Raw genomic sequence first — 19,691 nt, 5'->3', positions numbered from 1 at the left:
CATGGCTTAAAATTCAAATTAAGCAGAGTTAACGAAAAAACAGCATCATGACTTGCGATAAAAATAGGAATAAAGAGAGCTGTCCAATAAAGAGCACTATCCAATTAAAGAAAACTAACTAAAAAAGAAAATGGCCTCGATAAAAGTGTAAACACACATAAGGAACGCGATAGCCAACCAATAATAACGAATGACTGACGTTTCACTCACAAGAACATCGTAATCAACTAACGCTCCGACAACGAATGTCGGTGTTATTTTCTCTGAAGAATGTTGATGTTTATTCGTGTACAAGCTTGAATATGCATAAGGTGTAACACCAAAACGCACAGAAGAAATAATTGCAAAATAGGCCACAAGAAAATAACCATCGATAATTTGAAAGTCGTTAAATGCATGGGTTTGTCTTAATCTATAATGCGAATAAACTAAAAAACAAACATAAACAACCGGCCAAATGCTTGAGCGCAATTTTTGCAACCAACGAAATCCAAAAGACAATTTATAACCAGTGTTGCTCAACAGATACACATACACGAAAAGCAATACCATTATAATAGGAACGAATGCGTTGAATAACTCTTCTAAGCTGTTTCGTTGAATCCGAATATTATAACGCAATTCATACGACAACAACGGATTGGCACTTGAGTCAGGAACTCCGAATGCAAGTTTTTCAGATTGCCGAATTTTATCGTCAAAGAAACTATAATCAAAAAAACTTTCTTTAATAATAAAACTAGATAATACAATCGTCTTTTCCAAAGCAATCAGTCCGTGCTTATCTGAATGTGCTTGCTGATCCAACGATAAGATCGATTTCTGTGAAAAATCCTTCAACCATATTCTGATTAGCACTTCTCGCTGATCGAACGGGTAGCTTCCTATTGCAGGCTCTTGCCTTAGTGTTGACTCGAAATACCATCCTTGAAGCACATCGCCATCATCTTTATTCTTTATTTGTGTGTCGGACATTTGTATTTTAATAGCTTCTGGAAACACGATATCTCCAGAGTCTAGGTTAAATGTCGAATGATTCGTTTTTCTTAACCAATAGTATCCTGAGAGAGTGACATCCGTAGGGCACCGATACTCAATCGATTGGACAAACAAGCCAAATTTATACACCGATTCGGAGCTGTTTAAAGCAGCTAACTTTTCAGAAACTTCTTCGACAGATACCTGCTTCGGCGTCCATTGTCGACCTTGATTTTCGATTTGAAGCAGCCAAACCGCAATCATAAAGCTAATGGACATTAGGGTAAGCCCAACGATTCTCCATTGACTCAATGCTTGATTAATAGACAGACTCAAACCAGGTCCACTTTTCATTCGCAAAACGCTCTGTTCTTATAAGACTGACTAATAAAATTTATCTATAAATTCTTTTGCATACTCTTTTGCATATTCTTTCGAAAATTCTCTTAAAAACCCTTTCGAAAATTCTCTTGTAAAATCTGAAGTAAACGCACTTATACCTTCTCCTGTCATTCATATAGGTTACTCCAAATGACATTTCATGCTATTTATCGATTATTCCAACGTCGTTATAGACGAGTCTATAAACCAACAGACAAAGGCTAACTCTTATTCTCTCATTCTCTCATTTTGGCTCTGTCGGCAATCAATGGCTTAGTGATATACGAATTTTCAACAAACCATTTAAATGAAAAATAAAAAGGCAGAGAGCAAAATTGCTGTCTGCCTTTATGTTTCCATTTCAATTAAATAAAACGGATAAATTGACTATTGAGACTTACGGTTCCACGTTCTACGACGATAACCCAATGACATCAACAATAGAGAAATAAGGCTAAATCCAAAAGCGCCACCACCGCCGCCCGATGAGGCCACAGAGCTAGGATCCGTTGGATCAGTGTTGTCTAGGTACTCTTGCAAATTGGTACGCCCGTCACTATCAGCATCTTGATTGGCATCGGCTGCATTGAAAGGATCAAAGCCATACTGGGTTTCATAGGTGTCTGGCATTTGATCATTGTCATCGTCTGTATCAGCATTATTACCAATACCATCGCCATCATTATCAAGAGTTTCAGATGGATCTAATGGCATCTCATCGTCTGAATTAATCACGCCATCACCGTCACTGTCATTAGTCGAGTCAAAAGGAGCATCGTCTAAAACCGCACCCGCAAAGGTTAAGCCAACAGGATCGATAAGCCCTTGCTGTTCACTCAAAACAACTTCAATAAACGCGCCTGTGCTACCATTAAACTTGAGTATCTGATTGGTTTCTCGACTACAAACATACAGAAAACCATCGGGGCCAAACTCCATACAACCAATGGAAGCCAAATTAACATCTGAGCCAGTGATAAATACTCGAATATAATTTCCAATAGAACTGATTAGATGAATGTTGTTATTTCCCGCATCACTAACCAGTAGATCACCTTGCGGTGTAATAGCTAATTGCTCAGGTTTTTGCAGTCGCGTATCAGTAATAAGAGGACTAATTTTTTGCAGATTTGGAAAGCGGTATAACAAAACTTGATTCGATGATCTAGACGCAACCCAAATACCAGCGGATGTGACGAATTCAATATCACGAAAGACATCGTCTTCGTAGTTTGAAGCACTTAAAAATTGTCCATCTCGTTGATGTAAGCTTAGCCCTGAGCTCCCAAATCCATGACTGATCAAGAGATAATCGTTATTGTCATAAGAGTAGGTTTCTACATGCCCAGGGAAGTTTGTTCCTAGCTGGCTCCGATCAACCAATACTTTGTAACTCGCGTCTTCTCGGTTAAAAACGGCTACGTCACTAAAATCAATAACTCTCAGCTCGCCCCGATTATTCGACTTGATATCGCTACGCATAGTGTAGGCCCCGGTTTGCGCTTGATACAAAACACCATCGAGCTGATTCGTTGGTAAGTCATATTGCAAAAGACGATCGTTCCCTGCGCTCACCACGAACATTTTCGCTCGACCAGCGTCAGAGTCGTCAGCAAAATCATTCACACCATCGTTATCGTCATCTTTATCAATTCTATTGCCTTGAGTATCACCATCATTATTTCGGAACTCAAAGGGATCAAAGCGCATAGCATCACTATTATCACCTACTCCATCACCGTCGCTATCAACCTGCTCATTGGGATCGAGTGGCAAATCGTCTTCGTTATCTGGTGTGCCATCATTGTCGTCATCTAGATCTGCATTATTGCCAGTGCCATCATCATCGCTGTCAATCCATTCATTTGGATCGGTCGGAAATTGATCGGTATTATCACCAACACCATCACCGTCGGTGTCGACCGACTCGGTTGGGTCAAAAGGAAATGCATCGACATCATCAAGCACACCGTCGTTATCTAAGTCAGTCTGACTAGGCAGATAAGGGTTGACCTCCACTTCACTGATCGATTCTCTTAGGGCAGCGTTTTGTGGTGCTAATAACCGAATGGTTTCGGCATTGTTTCCCCACGTCGCATCTCCACAAGCAACGCCGGCGCATTGTATATCAGGGTTAGAGAACTTATTTAAACCGTAGTTTCGATTGATATCTCCGGTTCCTATTGATGACATTATGGTGTTGAATTTTCCGGAACTGATCAACGCGCCAGAAAAATCAAAATAACCAACGCTTTGCCCATTTCGCCATTGATGACCGGCGCCAAAGTTATGCCCAACTTCATGAGTAAAGGTATCGAAACAATGTGAGCCACCACTGGAACCCACATTTGAAATATTAATCAATACATCGCTTTCCGTATTCGGAAAAAATGCAACGCCACATACGCCCCGCTCATTGAGATCGTGAGTACGAATCATTGAAACTAAATCAGCACCTAATTCATTTCGTCTGGCAAGTACATTCACTAGAGAGGGATCAAGTATCGATACACCATTTAGCGCATCGGCTAGATCATCCAGTGCACTAAAGTCACTTGGCTTTGTATAGTTCACCAGATCCGTTCCGACTAAACGTAAGTAGACTTCAACGTCACTGTCGACAAACGCTTGATTGGTCACAGCGACCACATGATTCATCAATGTTTCGGCCAGCTCACCAGGGTATGCTGCTTGTATATTTGGCGTATATAAGAGATAGGTATCTACGACAGTCAAGGCAAGTAAGCTCTTTTGAAACTTGGGTACATTATCTTGCTTATTCAGAACGTTTTCGCGTTGTTGCTTCAATGCGGTTAAATCGTACCGATTCAATAAGTTTTGACTCAGCGACTCAATCATATCGTCATTGCCAGAGCGGTTAAGGATGTTGCGATGCGACAGATCCGTCGTCCAATAGCCATCGTTTCTGATATCAATTCTGTAGCGCGCTTTAGGGCCCATAATATCCGCAATGCCACCATCTTTTCCGAGTGTGACAACCACACGATAGTCTGAATTATCCAGTTGCAGCAATCCAATTAAGGTTACATTACCATTGCTGTGCTGAACGCGATTTAATACTCGCATTTCCTCTTCACCGCTTGGCAGTGGCAACATAAATGAATCGATATTTGCATGCTTGACCACTTTGTAGTTGAGCGACTTTCCAGCATAACTGAGGTACCTTTTTACCGCCTCCTTTGGCAAGCCTGACAGATGTTTAGGTAGGCGATTTATGGGCTCAGACTTGTATACTTGAGTTGCGTGGCCTGTTACTAAAACTGAGCCAACAAGAGCAGAAAGAAGAAGTCTCTTCATCAATGAATCCTTATTAAAAAAAATCAAAATATCTCAAACTATAGAGGTTAAATTATACAGGTTTACTCGCATAGGCAAGTTAAACTTGCTTCTGCTCACTCCCATATACTCCCGGTGAATATCAGCCTTTCTTAATGTTCAGCTATGGATATAGTTTTATATCTACAACGTTTTTATCGCTTTGACGTTTACAAGTTAAGACGGTGCAGGCGGTATGCTCTTTCGCGATTGGTTGAAGGACAAAGGTATTTATTTTCAAACGAAGCAAGGCGCCGATCTTCGACTTTTATATCATTTCTTTTATGTTACCCCTTATTATCTTCCCCCTTACGCCACCCAAACATCTCATATACCAATAGCCAAAATACGGGAGTATTCACCAATATTTGTTTCTTAGTTATGCCATAATGAGGCCGAAGTCTCAGGCAAATAACGACCTGAAACAATAACAATAAATAAAACAGGCCACGCTTCTAGATAGGCAACGCTTCATTAATAGACTATGCAAAACTATAAAACTTCCTTGCTTGATATTTTAAAAAAAAGAATGCCAATCGCCTTAACTACAAAGGGTTGGAAAATCATTCTCTTAAAATTTTTTTTATTCGCTACTTTCCAGGTACCCACCTTCGCGTCACAAACCAGCTCCGACAGCACCGTCGCTCCCAACCAAGCGTGTGAGCAAGTGATGAAAACCGGCGATTATAACAATGCTTTACAAGTCTGTAATAAATTACTAGACAGCGTCGAACACATGAATCAATCAACGATAGATATCGAACAACAAAAGCTATTATTGCAATTAGCATTGGTCGAGATCTATCACTCACTGGGCAATAGTGAACAAGAAAGTTTCTATCTGTCCTCCGCACGAGAAAGCAGCGCATTTGATCGCTCGCCAATTGCCGCTTATCGCTGGCATCGTAAAATGGGACAAAAATATTATTTTGCGAAAGATTTTGAGCTCTCTAAGCAGCATTTGTACAAAGCCTTAACCATGGCGGAACAACAGCAAGATAATCGTTTATTGGCTAAGAGCTTTAATGATGTTGGACTCATTGAATCGCAACTTGGAGAGTTTCGAACAGCGCTTGAATTTTATCAAAAAAGTTTGGCGCTGAAGCTTGAAATAGGCGATCGATATCCGATAGGAACAACCTTAAACAATATCGGTTTAATCTACACTAAACTAGAAAACACTGAGCAAGCCATTCATTATTATGAACAAGCGCTCGATACGTTTTTAAATTACACTCAAGAGCCCAATTTTGACCGCCGAGTATTTAATAACATCACCCATGTTTACGAAGATCTTGCCGTCACCTACAATCGTTTAGATGATGCTCAGAAAAAAGCTTTTTATCAACAAAAGGCGACCGACTCGATTGCCTATAAAAACTCCAAAGGAGAACAAGCTCGAGCTTTAATTAACATTGCAAAACTGCAACTCGAAGAGCAACAACTTGACTCGGCAAAGCACTTTTTAAGCAAAGCCAGTGAGCTGCAAAATGACAGTGCCTTTGATCTGCGTCTTGAACTCAATTTGTCATGGGCTCATTACTATTTGCAAAATGGACAGAATGACCAAGCTATCGTTTTTGCCAACAGTGGATTAATTGACGCAGAGAAGAAAAACGACTTAGCCAAGGAAGCTGAGCTGTATAAAATTTTAAGCGACGCTTATCAAACCAATCAGCCAAAGACTGCTCTTCAGTTTCTACAGAAGTACTCATCCACACGAGAAGCATTCTTAGCGCAAAAGTTTGACGCTGACCTAAAAACCATTCAAGTCACGATTGAAAAGCAACAGGTTGAACATGAACTTGCTTTAGAACAAATAGCGAATGCGGAACAACAAACCAAAATTCAACGATTAACCAACATCGTGTTACTTGCAAGTCTCGCACTTATTTTGTGTATTGGATTTATCGTATTCTATTGGTTTAAAAAGCACAAAGAAAAACAATCGTTACTGCAAAACATTAAATATCACCAACAACAGCTAATAGCGCTAGGTGAAACCTTAAACCATGATTTCACGGCAGACCCAACACAAACCTTTGATTCTAACGACCGTGTTTTGGAGTCTTATTTACTGGCAAATAATCACTTTTCAACTTCACAAAGCTCTGCATCACAAAACTCTTCTTCACACGATCAGGCAAACAATCAACCTTCAACGCATAGTCCTGAAGACTATACGACAAATAAAGCAATTTACTCTCCAAGTGATACCGTGCAACCTGTCGCTGACAACAAACAGCAACAAGAACAAGCCAAAAAATTCAATGAAAGTGAGTTAAAGCAAATCTTACGGGAATCGCTGGTTAGTACAATGATTGAGGCGGTCTCCATCTGGGAAAAACATACGAAAACCAATCGAGTTGAACTTGCTGAGAAAAGTAAGCTATGGACCGTATCGATTGATAATGGAACCTTGCGTACTCGTTCGCTCGATAAATATTTAAGTTTAGAGAAAATCCCTCTGAATCCACGCTGGAGAAACGTCGCTGGTACCTGTCATTTTATTTTGGCCGACATGACGCTCTCTCCAAAAGATCGCTCGCTTCTGAACCAACATCTCGACAGTATAATGCAAAACGTTAAGATGCTTTCAATGGCGGTCGAAGACAGTTCAAAGAGTCACCAAACGTCAACGACCATGGCTCATCATTAATACGAATAGCGAGACTCTTTCGCTTTATCTTTTAAGACCCATGTAACGTAACCACAGCTAAAGGTTAAACCCTGGCTCAAATGATAGTTGAGGTGATGCTCATCACTGGCGGTGTCGACATCAACAAAGGTTGCAGGCCCTAAATACATCGGCACTAATTCCGTGGGGTATGCCTCGGGCTCAGCTTGATATAAGTCATAACAAGTATTTAGCGCGGCGGCTCTTCCTCGCGTGAAATGATCGAATTGTCCGCATGTTTTCGATTGCGACGCTTCACAACTTTCTTCGACCTCGCGTTGTCGTGAACGAATGGCAACCTTTGGTTGCCCATCGTACCCTTGGATCGATTCCACAAAATAATCAATGGGTTGGTTAGCTTGCTCTAGGGTGGTCATGTCTTCTTGAGTGAGATGAAAAGTCGCCACAGTAATAAACACGGCATTTGCACCCAAATTGGCCTCAGTAATTATTTCAGAGAGAAACTTGTGTGCGTGAAGCAAAGACGTTGCGGTTAAGCTGCCAATCAGTATGACTGAGGCCGTTAGATTTTTGATCCGATTCGTATTCGCGGATTTAGACTGACTACTATTCATGCTTTCCTCTCCTGTAACGACTCTAGGTTACGATTGAAACCAGACGTTATCTTCAAAACTTGATGTTGTGCTTACTCGATATCGAACCTATTTGATGTTGCGTCTAAAAAGTACACCATACTAGGTTGTTAAACAGTCTTTAATTCTCCGTGTTTGTTCGCCACTCTCACGTCATCTAAGCCATTCTCTCTGAGCCTTTCATTTAGCAATGGCTAACTCGAATTCGAGATAAAAACAGTGGGAATTCAAGACATTCTTACATTGTTGGGTCATTGTGCGGTGCGCCGCCCAAGATGTTAAGTAAGGGTTCTGGTAAATTTCGGTAAAAACCAATATTTATCAATAAATTCATAGAGTTGAAAGAACAACAAAAGGTTTCTTCCCGGCTCTAATACGGCACTGCGCCAGCAATTTAACCACGATTGTCCAGTCAATTTTCTCGCCTTTTTAGCCCGCCAGCTTAGTATCGAACTCAATGACCTGCCGAATTAATCGCAAGTCAGAAATACGAAAGCAATACACAGACAGGGGTTATTTCACTTTAACCGCTAAATACTTAAGAAGCTCCAGGGAGATGTTTTTATGAAATCCACATTACTTGCCAGTGCCATCGTTTTAACGGCCTCACTTTGCAGCCAATCAGCAGATGCTATCGGGCCGGTTTCTTCACCGGGTTGGTATTACACCACGGTCAGCTACGCGAGTGGCTCGGCAACATTTGGTAGGAATGGTCCTTTTAGCACCAAAGCGGAATGCGATGCTGTTCGCTGGAACGACTATGGTGATGGCGGCTCGATTCCATGGGATGGTGGTCCAGGTTGCTTCTATTTACACGACAACGATATTTGGGCCTACAACGAACTTCTAGAGCATTGGAATCTAGCAACTGGCCCTAACACTGGGCTGCCCAGCCTTGATGCAGAAATGGAATATGTGCTTAGTGAAGTGAATGTTTTGATTGAACACCATGCGATCCGTAACTATCGCGAAGCCATGAATAAAGTCAGCAATATTCAACCGCGTAAAGCCGAAGAGAAAGGCGAACGCTAATTGAATTACCCGAAATAACTGGTTTCTTTGGCAACAAGATTTCAACACGGAAATGGTCGTTCAATTTCGGTGTATGACGAAAGAATTAGGAGAATAGTATGAAAAAGCGTTTTATGAATAAACGACTTATGATCGCAGCTACGTTACTCGCAACGGGCCTAGCAAATTCTATTATGGCTGCTGGTCCTGTTACATCACCTGGCTGGTACTACACAACGGTCACCGGCTCTGGTAGTTCGGCACATTATGATGATCGCGGTCCTTTCGCTGGTCCAACAGAATGTAATGCTGCGCGATCCACTGATTTTGGTGACGGCGGTGCCATGCCGGTCACCTGGGGGCCGGGGTGTTTTGAACTATTTGCGAACGATATACCCGCCTACAATGAGTTATTGGAACACTGGAATCTCGCTACGGCTCCAGGAGGTGGAACGCCAGCTATTGGAGACGACATTCATCAAGTATTTACCGCGGTGAATATTTTGATCGAACAGCACGCGATTCGTGACTATCGGAAGTCACTCAACATCACAAGCAACATCAAAGAGCGTCGTGACGATGAGCGACGTTAAGCGCTAGTTGAGCCTTCACTTGATAAAAAAGCCGACAGAACGTCGGCTTTTTTATTTTGGATAACTTGCAAATAAACTTAGTTTACTGCCAATGAATCAAGTCCAACTGATTGCTACCTTCTGCAAGCACCGCATCGATCACCGTATTACTACCATCGACCATGACTAAACGCGGAATACCCGCCTCAGCAAATTGTTGGTAGATACTGCGATCGACATCGGCAACAAAATCGATGGGCAAATTATAGTCTTGTTTAAACTGACGCACTTCATCGATGGAATTTTCTCGGGCGATGGCAATAATATGTAGGTCATCTTCTTGCAACATGCTCGATTGACTTAACGCCTTCATGGCTCGCTGAGAGTCTGAGCACCAAGTAGCAAATAATATGATCAACTTACGCGATTTATCTTGAGTAAAATCAATGACCTCACCGTCTATCGTCGTCACTGTGGTAAGTGGTAAAGACGAACCAGCAGAGACGAAGGTTTGGTATTTGCTTTTTTCAAGAGGCGCCGAGGTCTGCTGACTATTCGCGACTGTCTTAGATACACACGCATTTAGCGTAAATAAGCATGTGCTCAATAATAACAATCTAACCATGCTGTTAGACTCCATTGAAAAGACATTGTTCTAAACGAAATTATTTAGTTGCGGTAGTGTAATTTATTTCACGGGGGTTAATCCAGCTAAGACTGACGAAAACGAAATATTTAATTTTGACACTCTTGTAGTGAAACTGCGGCTCAGCCCTACTAAGCCGCAATTGATTTGTATCTACTCAGCTCTTAGAACATTCGACGGCCGGGAACTTGCCGTTTTAAAAGCTATATAAGAAATAGTCACCCAAGTTATGGTTAACACCGTAACTAGGGAAAATAAATATATCCAAGGCGACTGGCTTATACGATCATTATAATGACTTAGCCAACTGTCTACCGCCCAAAATGCGCAGGGAAAAGACAGGATCACGCTGACCAAGGAGAGAACTAAGGCTTCCTTTGTCAGTAACTTAACCAAACTCATCCTTGAAGCGCCTAAAACTTTACGTATGGCCACTTCACGACTACGTCGTTGTGTATTAAAGGCTGTCAACCCAAACATTCCTACGCAGGTTAAGAAAACCGCCAACATCGAAAAGATAGTTACTAAACGAGTTAAATTATTCTCTTCTCTATAAATCATTTCATATTTATCTGAAACTACCTCAATATTCACAGGATTGACATCAAGTCGAGTTTTTATAAACTGGGTTAGGCGTTGCAGTAATAATGGATCTCGGCTATCTACAACATTAATTACCACTGAGTTTACGCCCGATGCGGGTAAACCCGCAGCAAAAACAACGGGTAAGGAACGCTCTTTGGATGATCCTATTTTGACATCCTTAAAAACACCTACCACTCTCCCCTGCAAATCATTCACTCGTCCAGCGTTAAATTGCCAAACTTTACCTAACGCTTGCTCTGGATTGTCGTAGCCTGCCGCAGTCAAAAGTGACTCAGGAATTAATATGGAGGCACTATTCGTTTCGGGGTTAAACCAATCAGAAGCATGGTCACGCGTGAAATCACGACCAGTTATTAGAGTTAAGCCCAATGTCTTAACTGCATCAAAGCCGACACCTCCATAAGCAACTTCATTTGTAAACGAGTCAACACCAGAAATCAGCACATTTGATATCCCTGCATAAGTTGACTTGGTTAGTTCAAAATCAGCAGGTGTAGCAGAAATCACGCCTTCAATTTGCATCATATCATTAAACAATGCAGCGCTCTCTGGAGAATATATTAGTTGCTCTGGAGCATCTGTAATACGAAGCCGATTCTCTTTCTCATAATTAACTGGCAAGTCTTTCAAAAAGTTAACCTGAGAATAAAGGGTTATCGCACCAATGATTAATGCGATCGAAAATCCAGACTGAAATATCATTAGTATTTTGCGAACAGTAACCGCGGTCTTTCCTCTTTGTAGATCTCCACTCAAAACTTGCCGAGTATTGTAAGATGAAATAAACAAAGCCGGATACAAACCAGAGGCCACACCGACCAAGACAGCACCTAAAACTACACAAACGGCATAAACTAACCAATCGTCAATCGTTAGATCCCGACTAACCAAATTACTAAACTCAGGTAACAACAACTCAACTAAGCAAGATGCGATTAACGTTGCAATGATTACAATCGCAACTGACTCACTTAAAAACTGAGTAATTATTTGCCTACGCGAAGCGCCTAGAACTTTACGCACGCCTACTTCTTTTGCTCGCATTCCTGCTTGCGCAACGCTCATATTGATATAATTAAAACTTGAAATTAGTAATAATAATAAACTTAATATTATCGCAATATTTAGCGACTGTTTGGAGCCCCCAAACTTCATATCGTTCATTAAATTATCATCTAAATGAATATCAAGCATCGGTTGTAAATAAAATGTAAGTTCTTTTGGGTCCCAATTCCAAAGCTCCGCATAAATTCTAGTAAGCTCTTTCTCAATTAAATCCTTATCGGCATTTTCAGACATACGAATATAAGTAAACGAATGGTTCCCCCTCGCTCTCATATAAGGTTTAGAAGACAACATTGACTCGATTGCAAAGTGAGTGTTGTCAGGCAAATCTTTGAACACAGCTCCAACAGTAAGAGTTACATCATATTTAACAAATAACATAGTCTTACCAACGGCATCAGTTGTACCATATAATCGATTAGCTTCAGACTCTGAAAGGGCAATGTAATCAGGCTCGGCTAGTACTTTGACTAAATCGCCATCAATCGTTTCAATTTTTACAAAATCATTGATATTTTCTGGAGCACCTTGTAAATGATCCAAATTGAAAAACATATCTCCGATTTTAACTTTGCTATTAAAGATCCATTGAGTACGAATCAAAGTAAAGACATCCTCTACTCCGGGAATCTTTCTGATATGCTGATCTGCTCTGGGTGTTGTTAACGGATAATCAGAACTCGAAGGCACGTGGTGTTGAACCACTCGATATGTGGTTTCACTGTTGGGTTGAAACTTATCGTAAGAGCTTTCGTTAATAGCATAAATTATCACCAAAAGAGATGCACATAACCCAAAGCTCAATCCTAAAATAGTTAGTACTAAATTAACTTTGTCCTTAGTCAGTGAGCGATATGCAGCTAAAAAATAATTCTGAATAAGACTATTACTCTGCATAATCCACCTCTTTAACCTGTTTTTCTGAATGCTCGGCTATTATTTTCCCATCAAAAAGACGTACAATTCGATTTCCATATTGCGCATCAACCTCCGAGTGAGTAACCATGATCACGGTGGTCCCCTCGCTATTCAAGTCGCGTAATAACTGCATGACATCTTCCCCATTCTTGGAGTCCAAGTTTCCAGTTGGTTCGTCTGCAAGAACGACTTTAGGGTTAATCACGAGCGCTCTAGCGACTGCCACTCTCTGCTGTTGCCCGCCAGACAAAAATTGAGGCAAATGATTAGCTCGGTGATCGATGCCCACTCGCTTTAGAATAGCCTCAGTTCTCTGTTCTCGTTCTTCTTTAGGAACACCTAAATACTGTAATGGCAAAACTACATTTTCGAATACAGTTAAATCATCAATCAGATTAAAACTCTGAAAGATAAAACCAATATTACTCTTGCGAATCTCAGATAGATTGTGTTCACTTTTTCCTGTTAAGTCTTCATCAAGAAAAAGGTATTCACCACTGGTGTGGCTCTCTAACATACCGAGTATCGATAAAAGAGTCGACTTTCCGCAACCTGAGGGACCCATTATCGCCAGAAAATCACCTGAATTTACCACTAAATTAATGTCATTAAGCGCTGTGGTTTCGATATCTTCGGTCCTGTATATTTTACTAAGGTTTTTTAACGTAATCATGATTTCATCCCTATTTATTTTAAAATTAATGATTCTGCATTGCTGAATAAATCGTAACTAGAAGTAATGATTTGATCGCCATCTGACAAACCATCTTCAACCATATAATAATCTTGATTTTTTCTACCAAGTTTTATAGCTCGCTTAGTTGCAGTATTGCCCTTTACCACGAAGATCCAATTCCCACCAGTTTCATTAACAAATGCGCCTCGCTTAACTAATAAAGCATTTTCAGTTCCAGCACTAAGAAACACATCGAGATCCACACTTTGCCCTCTTTTTAATGCGGTATTATTTACAGCTGCTTGTGGAATATAAACTTCAATGGTAAAACGCCCACTATTCACTCGACTGTCAATTTTATTAATTTTTGCTTCAATTTTTTCGCCATTTAATTCAATACTTACCGGCATATCAATAGATAATAGGTTCAAATAGAATTCATCAATACTAGCTAACACTTTGTATTCATTAGGTATATCTATTTGTCCCAAGCGCTCTCCTGCGGACTTTGACTCTCCTAGGTCAACATCTAAATCACTGAGATATCCATCAACTGGTGCTGTAACTAATAGATTTTCTAGATTTTTTCGAGCAAATTTCAAATTTGATTGTAACGTAATAGCACTTTCTTCTAATTGTTTAATCTGAACTTCACGTATTTTCTCTTCTTGCTCCTGTCTTTGAATATTAATTTTTTTTCTTTCTATATAATAATTCAAATCAATCTCTAGTTTTTCCACATCATCTTTAGCTATTAGATTTCTCTTAAATAATTCATTAGAAGCTTTAAGCTCGCGTTTTAGCTGTGCTATTTCCTTGTCATTATCGAGAAGCTCGCGCTTCAATGCTAAACGATTTGTTTCTGCAGTCATTTGCGTATTTCTCAAAAAGTTCAACTGTTCAGAAATTTGAGCTTCCCGACTGATTACGTCTAATTGCAATGCAGAATTGGAGAGTTTAAGTAAAGGCTGACCTTCCTTTACAATCGCACCATGCTCGATATATATCTCCTCTACTCTTCCACCTGACACAGCATCTAGATATACCGTTGTCTTTGGAGTAATTAATCCTCTAACATTAATCGAATCAACAAATGCTCCTTGCTGCACTTGATTTATCAGAATTGACCGCTTGTCGACTTGCTGACTACGAGAACTAGAAAAAGCATCAACTGAAATATAAATGAGTACAATAGCCAAAGCACTAGCAATGATTATCGATGGCTTTCTCAATAGAATATTTTTTTTCGTACGCTCAATTTTTCGATCCACAGTTACTCCTTGCCGCATTTTGATCGTTCTAGAATAGTTAACGAGCTACAGCAAGTTAGATGCCAACTTCGAAGGCAGTATTAAATCTACGTTAGCGGCGAGTAAACATAGATACGTATTGGAAAGTGTCCGGTTTTGTAATAGTATGCTGTCCAAAAATGGACATAACAAAATTATTAAATATTTATTATTGCGATAAATATTGATTTGCAAATGAGATATTTAATGGAAGATAACGCTAAATCTTTGGGAAGAATTCTGGTTGTCGATGATAATCCAGACATATTGATGTCAATGGAACTTCTATTAAAGCGATTTTATGAAAAAGTAGTCACGCTCAGTAATCCAGATAAAATCCCTGATATTTTAAGACAAAGTGATTTTGATGTTGTATTACTCGACATGAATTTCACTCGAGATGCCATTAGTGGAAAAGAGGGATTTTATTGGCTTGAAAAGATCAATTTAATGGCACCTGATACTTCTGTTGTTATGATGACTGCCTACGCAGACATGCCAATAGTCATTGAAGCAATTAAAACTGGAGCATCAGATTTTCTTGAAAAACCATTTTCGAATGATCAATTGTTGGCGACATTAACAGCTGGATTAAAACACACCGAATCAAAACGTTCAGTAAGTCAACTGAATAGAACAAAAACAGGGCTTGGTTTAGAACTGAACGGTTCACAGCCGTTTATTGGCAAAAGTAAACCTATGCAAGATATTTTTGCGACAATAAGTAAAGTTGCGATTACTGACGCTAATATATTAATTCTTGGCGAAAGTGGTACCGGAAAAGAGCTCACCGCTAGAGCCATTCACAATAATAGCACCCGACGAGATCAACCATTTATATCCATCGATATGGGAAGCATCTCCGAAAATTTATTTGAAAGTGAACTATTTGGTCATAAAAAAGGAGCGTTCACTGATGCTGTTATTGACCGAATTGGTAAATTTGAACTAGCCAATGGTGGAACATTATTTTTAGATGAAATCGGTAACTTACCACTAACTCAACAAATCAAGCTTTTAAAAGTCATACAGGATAAGCAAATTACTCCTCTAGGCAGTAATACAAAAATCAATACCGATTGTCGATTAATATGTGCAACCAATGAAGACCTACTAAAGAAGGTTCATGAAGAATCCTTTAGACATGATTTGTTATATCGGATAAATACTATAGAACTAAAACTGCCTCCGCTTCGAGAGCGAAAAGGAGACATAGCCGTTCTCGCAAATTATTATATAGAATACTTTAATAAAAAATATCGCCGACAAGCAGCGCTCGACCAAGACAACCTTAAAAGACTTGAGTTGTATCCTTGGCCAGGTAATGTACGCGAGCTGTCTCATGTAATAGAGCGCTCTGTCATTCTCTCTGAAGATAACCAAATATTACTTAATGACTTAGTTATATCGAGTCAAGAAAAATCCGAAGTCCCGATACAGACCTTTAATTTATCTGAAGTCGAGAAAGGAACCATAGAGCGAGCAATTCAATATTTTGATGGGAACCTCAGTCAAGCAGCTAAAGCATTAGGTCTCACTCGTGGTGCATTATATCGCAGATTAGACAAATATAGGCTATGAGTTTTGTTATGACAAACTTGTTTAATACTTGCATTTGGCCTTGTCTATTAATTGCTTGCTCATTAATGACTGGAGCTTTACTGGTCGATAGAGGATTAACACCTCTCACTTTCGCACTTATGTTAGTGACATGCTTAATTCTAGCTAAATTAGTAAGTGTTATTCTTCGGAGTAGATTTCTAGTCACTAATGCACTAAAAGCTCTAGCAAATAATGACCGACTACTGGGACTTTCTTTTGACCAAGAAACTCACGTTTATTATGAAAACATAAGAGAGAAGTTCCACAAAACTCGCTCTGATAACTACGCTCAAAATCAGTTACTCAAAGAAATTATTTCGAATATTGATTCTGGAATAATCGTGGCCAATGAGCAATTACAAGTAATTCATAATAACACGGCGTCAAACCGTTTGTTAGGGAAAGACTTGATTCAAATAAATTTGTCTGATGTTAGAGAGCTTAAAGACTTAATAACAAGTATTCCCAGCGCTTCTAAGTCACTATTGTCTTTGAACAAAAATGAAAGACGAGAAATACTTTCTGTTTCTGTCCACATAATTTATCTACAGGGCTATAAGCATTACCTAATTAGTTTGCAATCGATAACAAAAGAATTAAATTTCAAAGAAAATCAAGCTTACAAGCGTCTTGTCAGAGTTCTCACGCACGAGATCTCTAATTCAATACTGCCATTGCAATCAATGTCTGATACATGCCTTAGAATAATAGGTGAAATGAATCTTGGCTGCAATCAGTCTACTGCAGACCTAACAAGTGCTTTACAAGCAATAAGTAGACGATCCACTCATCTAAATGAATTCGTTAAACAATATTCTAAAATTAGTCGTCTCCCTGCTCCGCAGTTTAGAAGGGTTAATATATGTCAATTGGTACAAGACGTTATTACCCTTTACAACAACGAGTTCAAAACAAAGAACATTGCACTAGAGTACAATAACAGAATAAACACTTATTGGCTTATGACGGACCCTGCACAGCTCGAACAAGTGTTAATTAATTTGATTGTCAATGCCATTGAGGCCGTCGAACAGTCAAGTAATAAACAACTTATCTCGATCTCCATTACAATAAAGTCCTCTACAAATTTAATACTGGACATTATTGATTCAGGTCAAGGTGTTGAAGATTCGTCAAGAGAACAAATATTTGTGCCATTTTTTACGACAAAACCAAATGGTTCCGGCATTGGGCTTGCCCTCGCCAAACAAATTATGATTAATCTTGGAGGTGATCTAGTGCTGCTTGATAACGTGAAGTTACGCTCCAATCAAGGTGCTGGATTTCGAATAATCTTTTAGGGGCACTGAACTGGGCGCTAAAAATACTGAGTATCCTGCTCAAATTAACTAGAGCAGAAAAACTCAGTGACTGTCAGCGGTCGTACATACTATCTATTTGGGCAGGCCATCCCAGCCAAAACTCGGCGTTCACCGACAAATGATTCTCTTCCATGAGTGAACAACATATTATCAAGTAACAGTAAATCATTTTTCTGCCATTGAAACTTAATCTTAGTTTTTTCATATAGGTCACGAATCATGTTTAATACGTCTTCTTCAATTGGTTCCCCGTCACCATAGAATGTATTTCTAGGCAAATTTTCTTCTCCTAATGAATCAATCAATACATCTCTCATCTCTGGAGCGATATTTGAAATGTGAAATAAATGTGCCTGATTAAACCATATTTTTTCGTTAGTAACCGGATGAAATGCAACCGCAGGGTTAACTTGAACCGTTCTTAATGCATTATTATCTTTCCATTCAAATTGCAATTCATTGTCGACACAATACTGCTCAACCTCTGCTCTATCTTCAGTTTGAAATACTTCGGTCCATGGTAGGTCCATATCTGAGTAATTTCTCACATACATTATACCTTTTTCTTCAAACTTCAATCGGACCTCTTCTGGTAGACGCTCATAAATCAATCGACTGTCGCTTATTGGGGTTTCACCTCCTTCTTGAGCTGGCAGCATACAAAATAATCCAATTCGATTTGGCCAGCTTCTCGAGTAGGCATTTTCATTGTGTTGCGCTATAACTTCGTTCGATGGATATTCTGTAGCAGTATAAACGTTGCCTCGAAGACCCGTTCTTGGGGTTGATCGATATTTATATTCGATTAACTTACCATCAAATATAGTTTCTAAAGCATCACCAAATTGCTTACTACTAATTATCTTTAAACCGCGAAGTAACAATGCACCATTCTTAGAAATCAAGTCTTGAATCTGTGACTTGTTCTCCGAAAGCCAGTCCATAGTTCGCTTACCTTCAGTATCTACATTAAATAACAAAGGGAGTCCACCAATTGGCTCGAGATCATCAATAGAAATCTTTAAATTTGTCATTTCAATCCTCTAATATTCTCTTAAATTTTTATGTCATGCTTACTAAAATCTTTCGCTCACAATTAAAGGGAGACCTTCCATGCGCCATAAGCTGATTATCGATGATCATCAAGTCGCCTTTTTTCCATGGAAATACTATTGTGTTCTTTTTAAAAACCGAACGAACCTCCTTTAACAAGCGAGTGTCTATTTCTTCCCCATTACCAAAATATGCGTAAGTAGGATACTTTCGCTTGTCACCTTCAGTAAGAGCTAAGATGCCTTCTTGTATCTCATCAGGAAGATTATATAAATGAAATTGATCCGCTTGATTAAACCAGACTAACTCATTCGTGGTTCTATGCCTTGCTACTCCCGGCCCGATTTGCGATATCATTAGACCATCATCGTCGTCCCATTCAAAATCGATATCTAGATCCTTACAGCATTGCTCTGCTTCATCTTTTGATGATACTTCAAACGTTTTTTGCCATGAAGATCCCAAGCCGAATCCACCATGCAGATACCGAGTATACTTAACTTTATTCTTAGCGAACTTATCAACCAAATCAGGATCTAGTTCTTTTAATACTTTTCTGCAATCTGCAATCAACGTATGGCCACCTTCAAGAGGCTCGGTAACGCAACAAAAATACAACATTTTTGGCCAATTGTTCGAGTAAGATAACTCGTTATGCATTGAAAGCTCATATTCTTTTGGATATTCAGTTGAGGTATACACTTTTCCAATTAATTTCGTTCGTGGAGAATTACCATCGATATAATCCAATTGCTGCTCTGGAATTGCACTCATAAAGTCTTGAAACGCAGCTTCTGAGTCTATCTTAAACCCTCGCATTAAAACGCCGCCGTATTGTTCAATGATCGGTGAGATTTCACTAGCGATAGAGCGGTAGAAACTCGAGTGGTCAATTCCCTCATATTTTTCCCCAGGCTTTACTACCGGTAATCCTGGAATTTCTTCTAATGAAATAGTAAACAATTT

Annotated in this window: 15 protein-coding genes; 5 read left to right on the top strand and 10 right to left on the bottom strand. The window is 39.6% G+C overall.

Annotated elements, in window-relative coordinates; genetic code table 11:
* Window positions 1-114: 114 nt before the first annotated feature.
* From Q9312_RS00105 to Q9312_RS00095, 3 genes are all read right to left on the bottom strand, one after another.
* Entirely contained in the window at window positions 115-1,332 is a 1,218-nt protein-coding gene (locus Q9312_RS00105; protein ID WP_309202488.1) for a hypothetical protein, read from the bottom strand.
* A gap of 30 nt (window positions 1,333-1,362) precedes the next feature.
* Window positions 1,363-1,491: a hypothetical protein gene (locus Q9312_RS00100; RefSeq protein WP_309202487.1), complete on the bottom strand. Its 129-nt coding sequence runs from the start codon at window positions 1,489-1,491 to the stop codon at window positions 1,363-1,365.
* Window positions 1,492-1,746: 255 nt separating this feature from the next.
* On the bottom strand, window positions 1,747-4,677 hold the full coding sequence (locus tag Q9312_RS00095; RefSeq protein ID WP_309202486.1) for a reprolysin-like metallopeptidase: 2,931 nt from the start codon (window positions 4,675-4,677) through the stop codon (window positions 1,747-1,749).
* A gap of 688 nt (window positions 4,678-5,365) precedes the next feature.
* Here Q9312_RS00095 and Q9312_RS00090 point away from each other — a divergent pair.
* Window positions 5,366-7,354 (top strand): tetratricopeptide repeat protein, encoded by a 1,989-nt coding sequence (locus Q9312_RS00090; protein ID WP_309202485.1) that lies wholly within the window; start codon window positions 5,366-5,368, stop codon window positions 7,352-7,354.
* Here the strand turns inward: Q9312_RS00090 and Q9312_RS00085 are convergent.
* Window positions 7,351-7,947, bottom strand: a complete 597-nt coding sequence (locus Q9312_RS00085; protein WP_309202484.1) for a hypothetical protein — start codon at window positions 7,945-7,947, stop codon at window positions 7,351-7,353. The two genes, Q9312_RS00090 and Q9312_RS00085, sit on opposite strands and share 4 nt — an antisense overlap.
* A gap of 582 nt (window positions 7,948-8,529) precedes the next feature.
* Between Q9312_RS00085 and Q9312_RS00080 the strand changes: the two genes are divergently transcribed.
* Window positions 8,530-8,997, top strand: coding sequence for a hypothetical protein (locus Q9312_RS00080; protein ID WP_309202483.1), 468 nt, complete (start codon window positions 8,530-8,532; stop codon window positions 8,995-8,997).
* Window positions 8,998-9,095: 98 nt separating this feature from the next.
* The gene (locus Q9312_RS00075; RefSeq protein WP_309202482.1) at window positions 9,096-9,569 is read left to right on the top strand and encodes a hypothetical protein; all 474 of its coding nucleotides are present in this window, start codon (window positions 9,096-9,098) and stop codon (window positions 9,567-9,569) included.
* A gap of 82 nt (window positions 9,570-9,651) precedes the next feature.
* Here the strand turns inward: Q9312_RS00075 and Q9312_RS00070 are convergent, their stop codons facing one another.
* From Q9312_RS00070 to Q9312_RS00055, 4 genes are all read right to left on the bottom strand, one after another.
* Window positions 9,652-10,173, bottom strand: a complete 522-nt coding sequence (locus Q9312_RS00070) for a TlpA family protein disulfide reductase (RefSeq protein WP_309202481.1) — start codon at window positions 10,171-10,173, stop codon at window positions 9,652-9,654.
* A 174-nt stretch (window positions 10,174-10,347) separates the two neighbouring features.
* The gene (locus Q9312_RS00065; protein ID WP_309202480.1) at window positions 10,348-12,762 is read right to left on the bottom strand and encodes an ABC transporter permease; all 2,415 of its coding nucleotides are present in this window, start codon (window positions 12,760-12,762) and stop codon (window positions 10,348-10,350) included.
* Window positions 12,752-13,456: an ABC transporter ATP-binding protein gene (locus tag Q9312_RS00060; protein ID WP_309202479.1), complete on the bottom strand. Its 705-nt coding sequence runs from the start codon at window positions 13,454-13,456 to the stop codon at window positions 12,752-12,754. The genes Q9312_RS00065 and Q9312_RS00060 overlap by 11 nt, the downstream gene beginning before the upstream one ends.
* Before the next feature lie 14 nt (window positions 13,457-13,470).
* On the bottom strand, window positions 13,471-14,730 hold the full coding sequence (locus Q9312_RS00055; RefSeq protein WP_309202478.1) for an efflux RND transporter periplasmic adaptor subunit: 1,260 nt from the start codon (window positions 14,728-14,730) through the stop codon (window positions 13,471-13,473).
* A gap of 225 nt (window positions 14,731-14,955) precedes the next feature.
* On the opposite strand from Q9312_RS00055, the gene Q9312_RS00050 reads away from it, so the two are divergent.
* Window positions 14,956-16,329, top strand: coding sequence for a sigma-54-dependent transcriptional regulator (locus Q9312_RS00050; RefSeq protein WP_309202477.1), 1,374 nt, complete (start codon window positions 14,956-14,958; stop codon window positions 16,327-16,329).
* Window positions 16,330-16,337: 8 nt separating this feature from the next.
* Window positions 16,338-17,651 (top strand): sensor histidine kinase, encoded by a 1,314-nt coding sequence (locus Q9312_RS00045; RefSeq protein ID WP_309202476.1) that lies wholly within the window; start codon window positions 16,338-16,340, stop codon window positions 17,649-17,651.
* 89 nt (window positions 17,652-17,740) lie between these two features.
* Here Q9312_RS00045 and Q9312_RS00040 read toward each other — a convergent pair whose 3' ends face one another.
* Both Q9312_RS00040 and Q9312_RS00035 read right to left on the bottom strand, forming a co-directional pair.
* On the bottom strand, window positions 17,741-18,706 hold the full coding sequence (locus tag Q9312_RS00040; RefSeq protein ID WP_309202475.1) for a TauD/TfdA family dioxygenase: 966 nt from the start codon (window positions 18,704-18,706) through the stop codon (window positions 17,741-17,743).
* Window positions 18,707-18,734: 28 nt separating this feature from the next.
* Window positions 18,735-19,688 (bottom strand): TauD/TfdA family dioxygenase, encoded by a 954-nt coding sequence (locus tag Q9312_RS00035; protein WP_309202474.1) that lies wholly within the window; start codon window positions 19,686-19,688, stop codon window positions 18,735-18,737.
* Window positions 19,689-19,691 lie beyond the last annotated feature (3 nt).

The sequence above is a fragment of the Pleionea litopenaei genome (assembly GCF_031198435.1).
Taxonomy (GTDB): domain Bacteria; phylum Pseudomonadota; class Gammaproteobacteria; order Enterobacterales; family Kangiellaceae; genus Pleionea; species Pleionea litopenaei.
This window is presented reverse-complemented; position numbering and strand designations above follow the sequence as displayed.

What these genes read in the sequence shown, in the direction of transcription:
- Q9312_RS00100 (WP_309202487.1), bottom strand. Translation starts at nt 1,491, where the DNA reads ATGACAGGAGAAGGTATAAGTGCGTTTACTTCAGATTTTACAAGAGAA.
- Q9312_RS00075 (WP_309202482.1), top strand. Translation starts at nt 9,096, where the DNA reads ATGAAAAAGCGTTTTATGAATAAACGACTTATGATCGCAGCTACGTTA.
- Q9312_RS00105 (WP_309202488.1), bottom strand. Translation starts at nt 1,332, where the DNA reads ATGAAAAGTGGACCTGGTTTGAGTCTGTCTATTAATCAAGCATTGAGT.
- Q9312_RS00065 (WP_309202480.1), bottom strand. Translation starts at nt 12,762, where the DNA reads ATGCAGAGTAATAGTCTTATTCAGAATTATTTTTTAGCTGCATATCGC.
- Q9312_RS00040 (WP_309202475.1), bottom strand. Translation starts at nt 18,706, where the DNA reads ATGACAAATTTAAAGATTTCTATTGATGATCTCGAGCCAATTGGTGGA.
- Q9312_RS00090 (WP_309202485.1), top strand. Translation starts at nt 5,366, where the DNA reads ATGAAAACCGGCGATTATAACAATGCTTTACAAGTCTGTAATAAATTA.
- Q9312_RS00050 (WP_309202477.1), top strand. Translation starts at nt 14,956, where the DNA reads ATGGAAGATAACGCTAAATCTTTGGGAAGAATTCTGGTTGTCGATGAT.
- Q9312_RS00060 (WP_309202479.1), bottom strand. Translation starts at nt 13,456, where the DNA reads ATGATTACGTTAAAAAACCTTAGTAAAATATACAGGACCGAAGATATC.
- Q9312_RS00085 (WP_309202484.1), bottom strand. Translation starts at nt 7,947, where the DNA reads ATGAATAGTAGTCAGTCTAAATCCGCGAATACGAATCGGATCAAAAAT.
- Q9312_RS00045 (WP_309202476.1), top strand. Translation starts at nt 16,338, where the DNA reads ATGACAAACTTGTTTAATACTTGCATTTGGCCTTGTCTATTAATTGCT.
- Q9312_RS00070 (WP_309202481.1), bottom strand. Translation starts at nt 10,173, where the DNA reads ATGGTTAGATTGTTATTATTGAGCACATGCTTATTTACGCTAAATGCG.
- Q9312_RS00095 (WP_309202486.1), bottom strand. Translation starts at nt 4,677, where the DNA reads ATGAAGAGACTTCTTCTTTCTGCTCTTGTTGGCTCAGTTTTAGTAACA.
- Q9312_RS00080 (WP_309202483.1), top strand. Translation starts at nt 8,530, where the DNA reads ATGAAATCCACATTACTTGCCAGTGCCATCGTTTTAACGGCCTCACTT.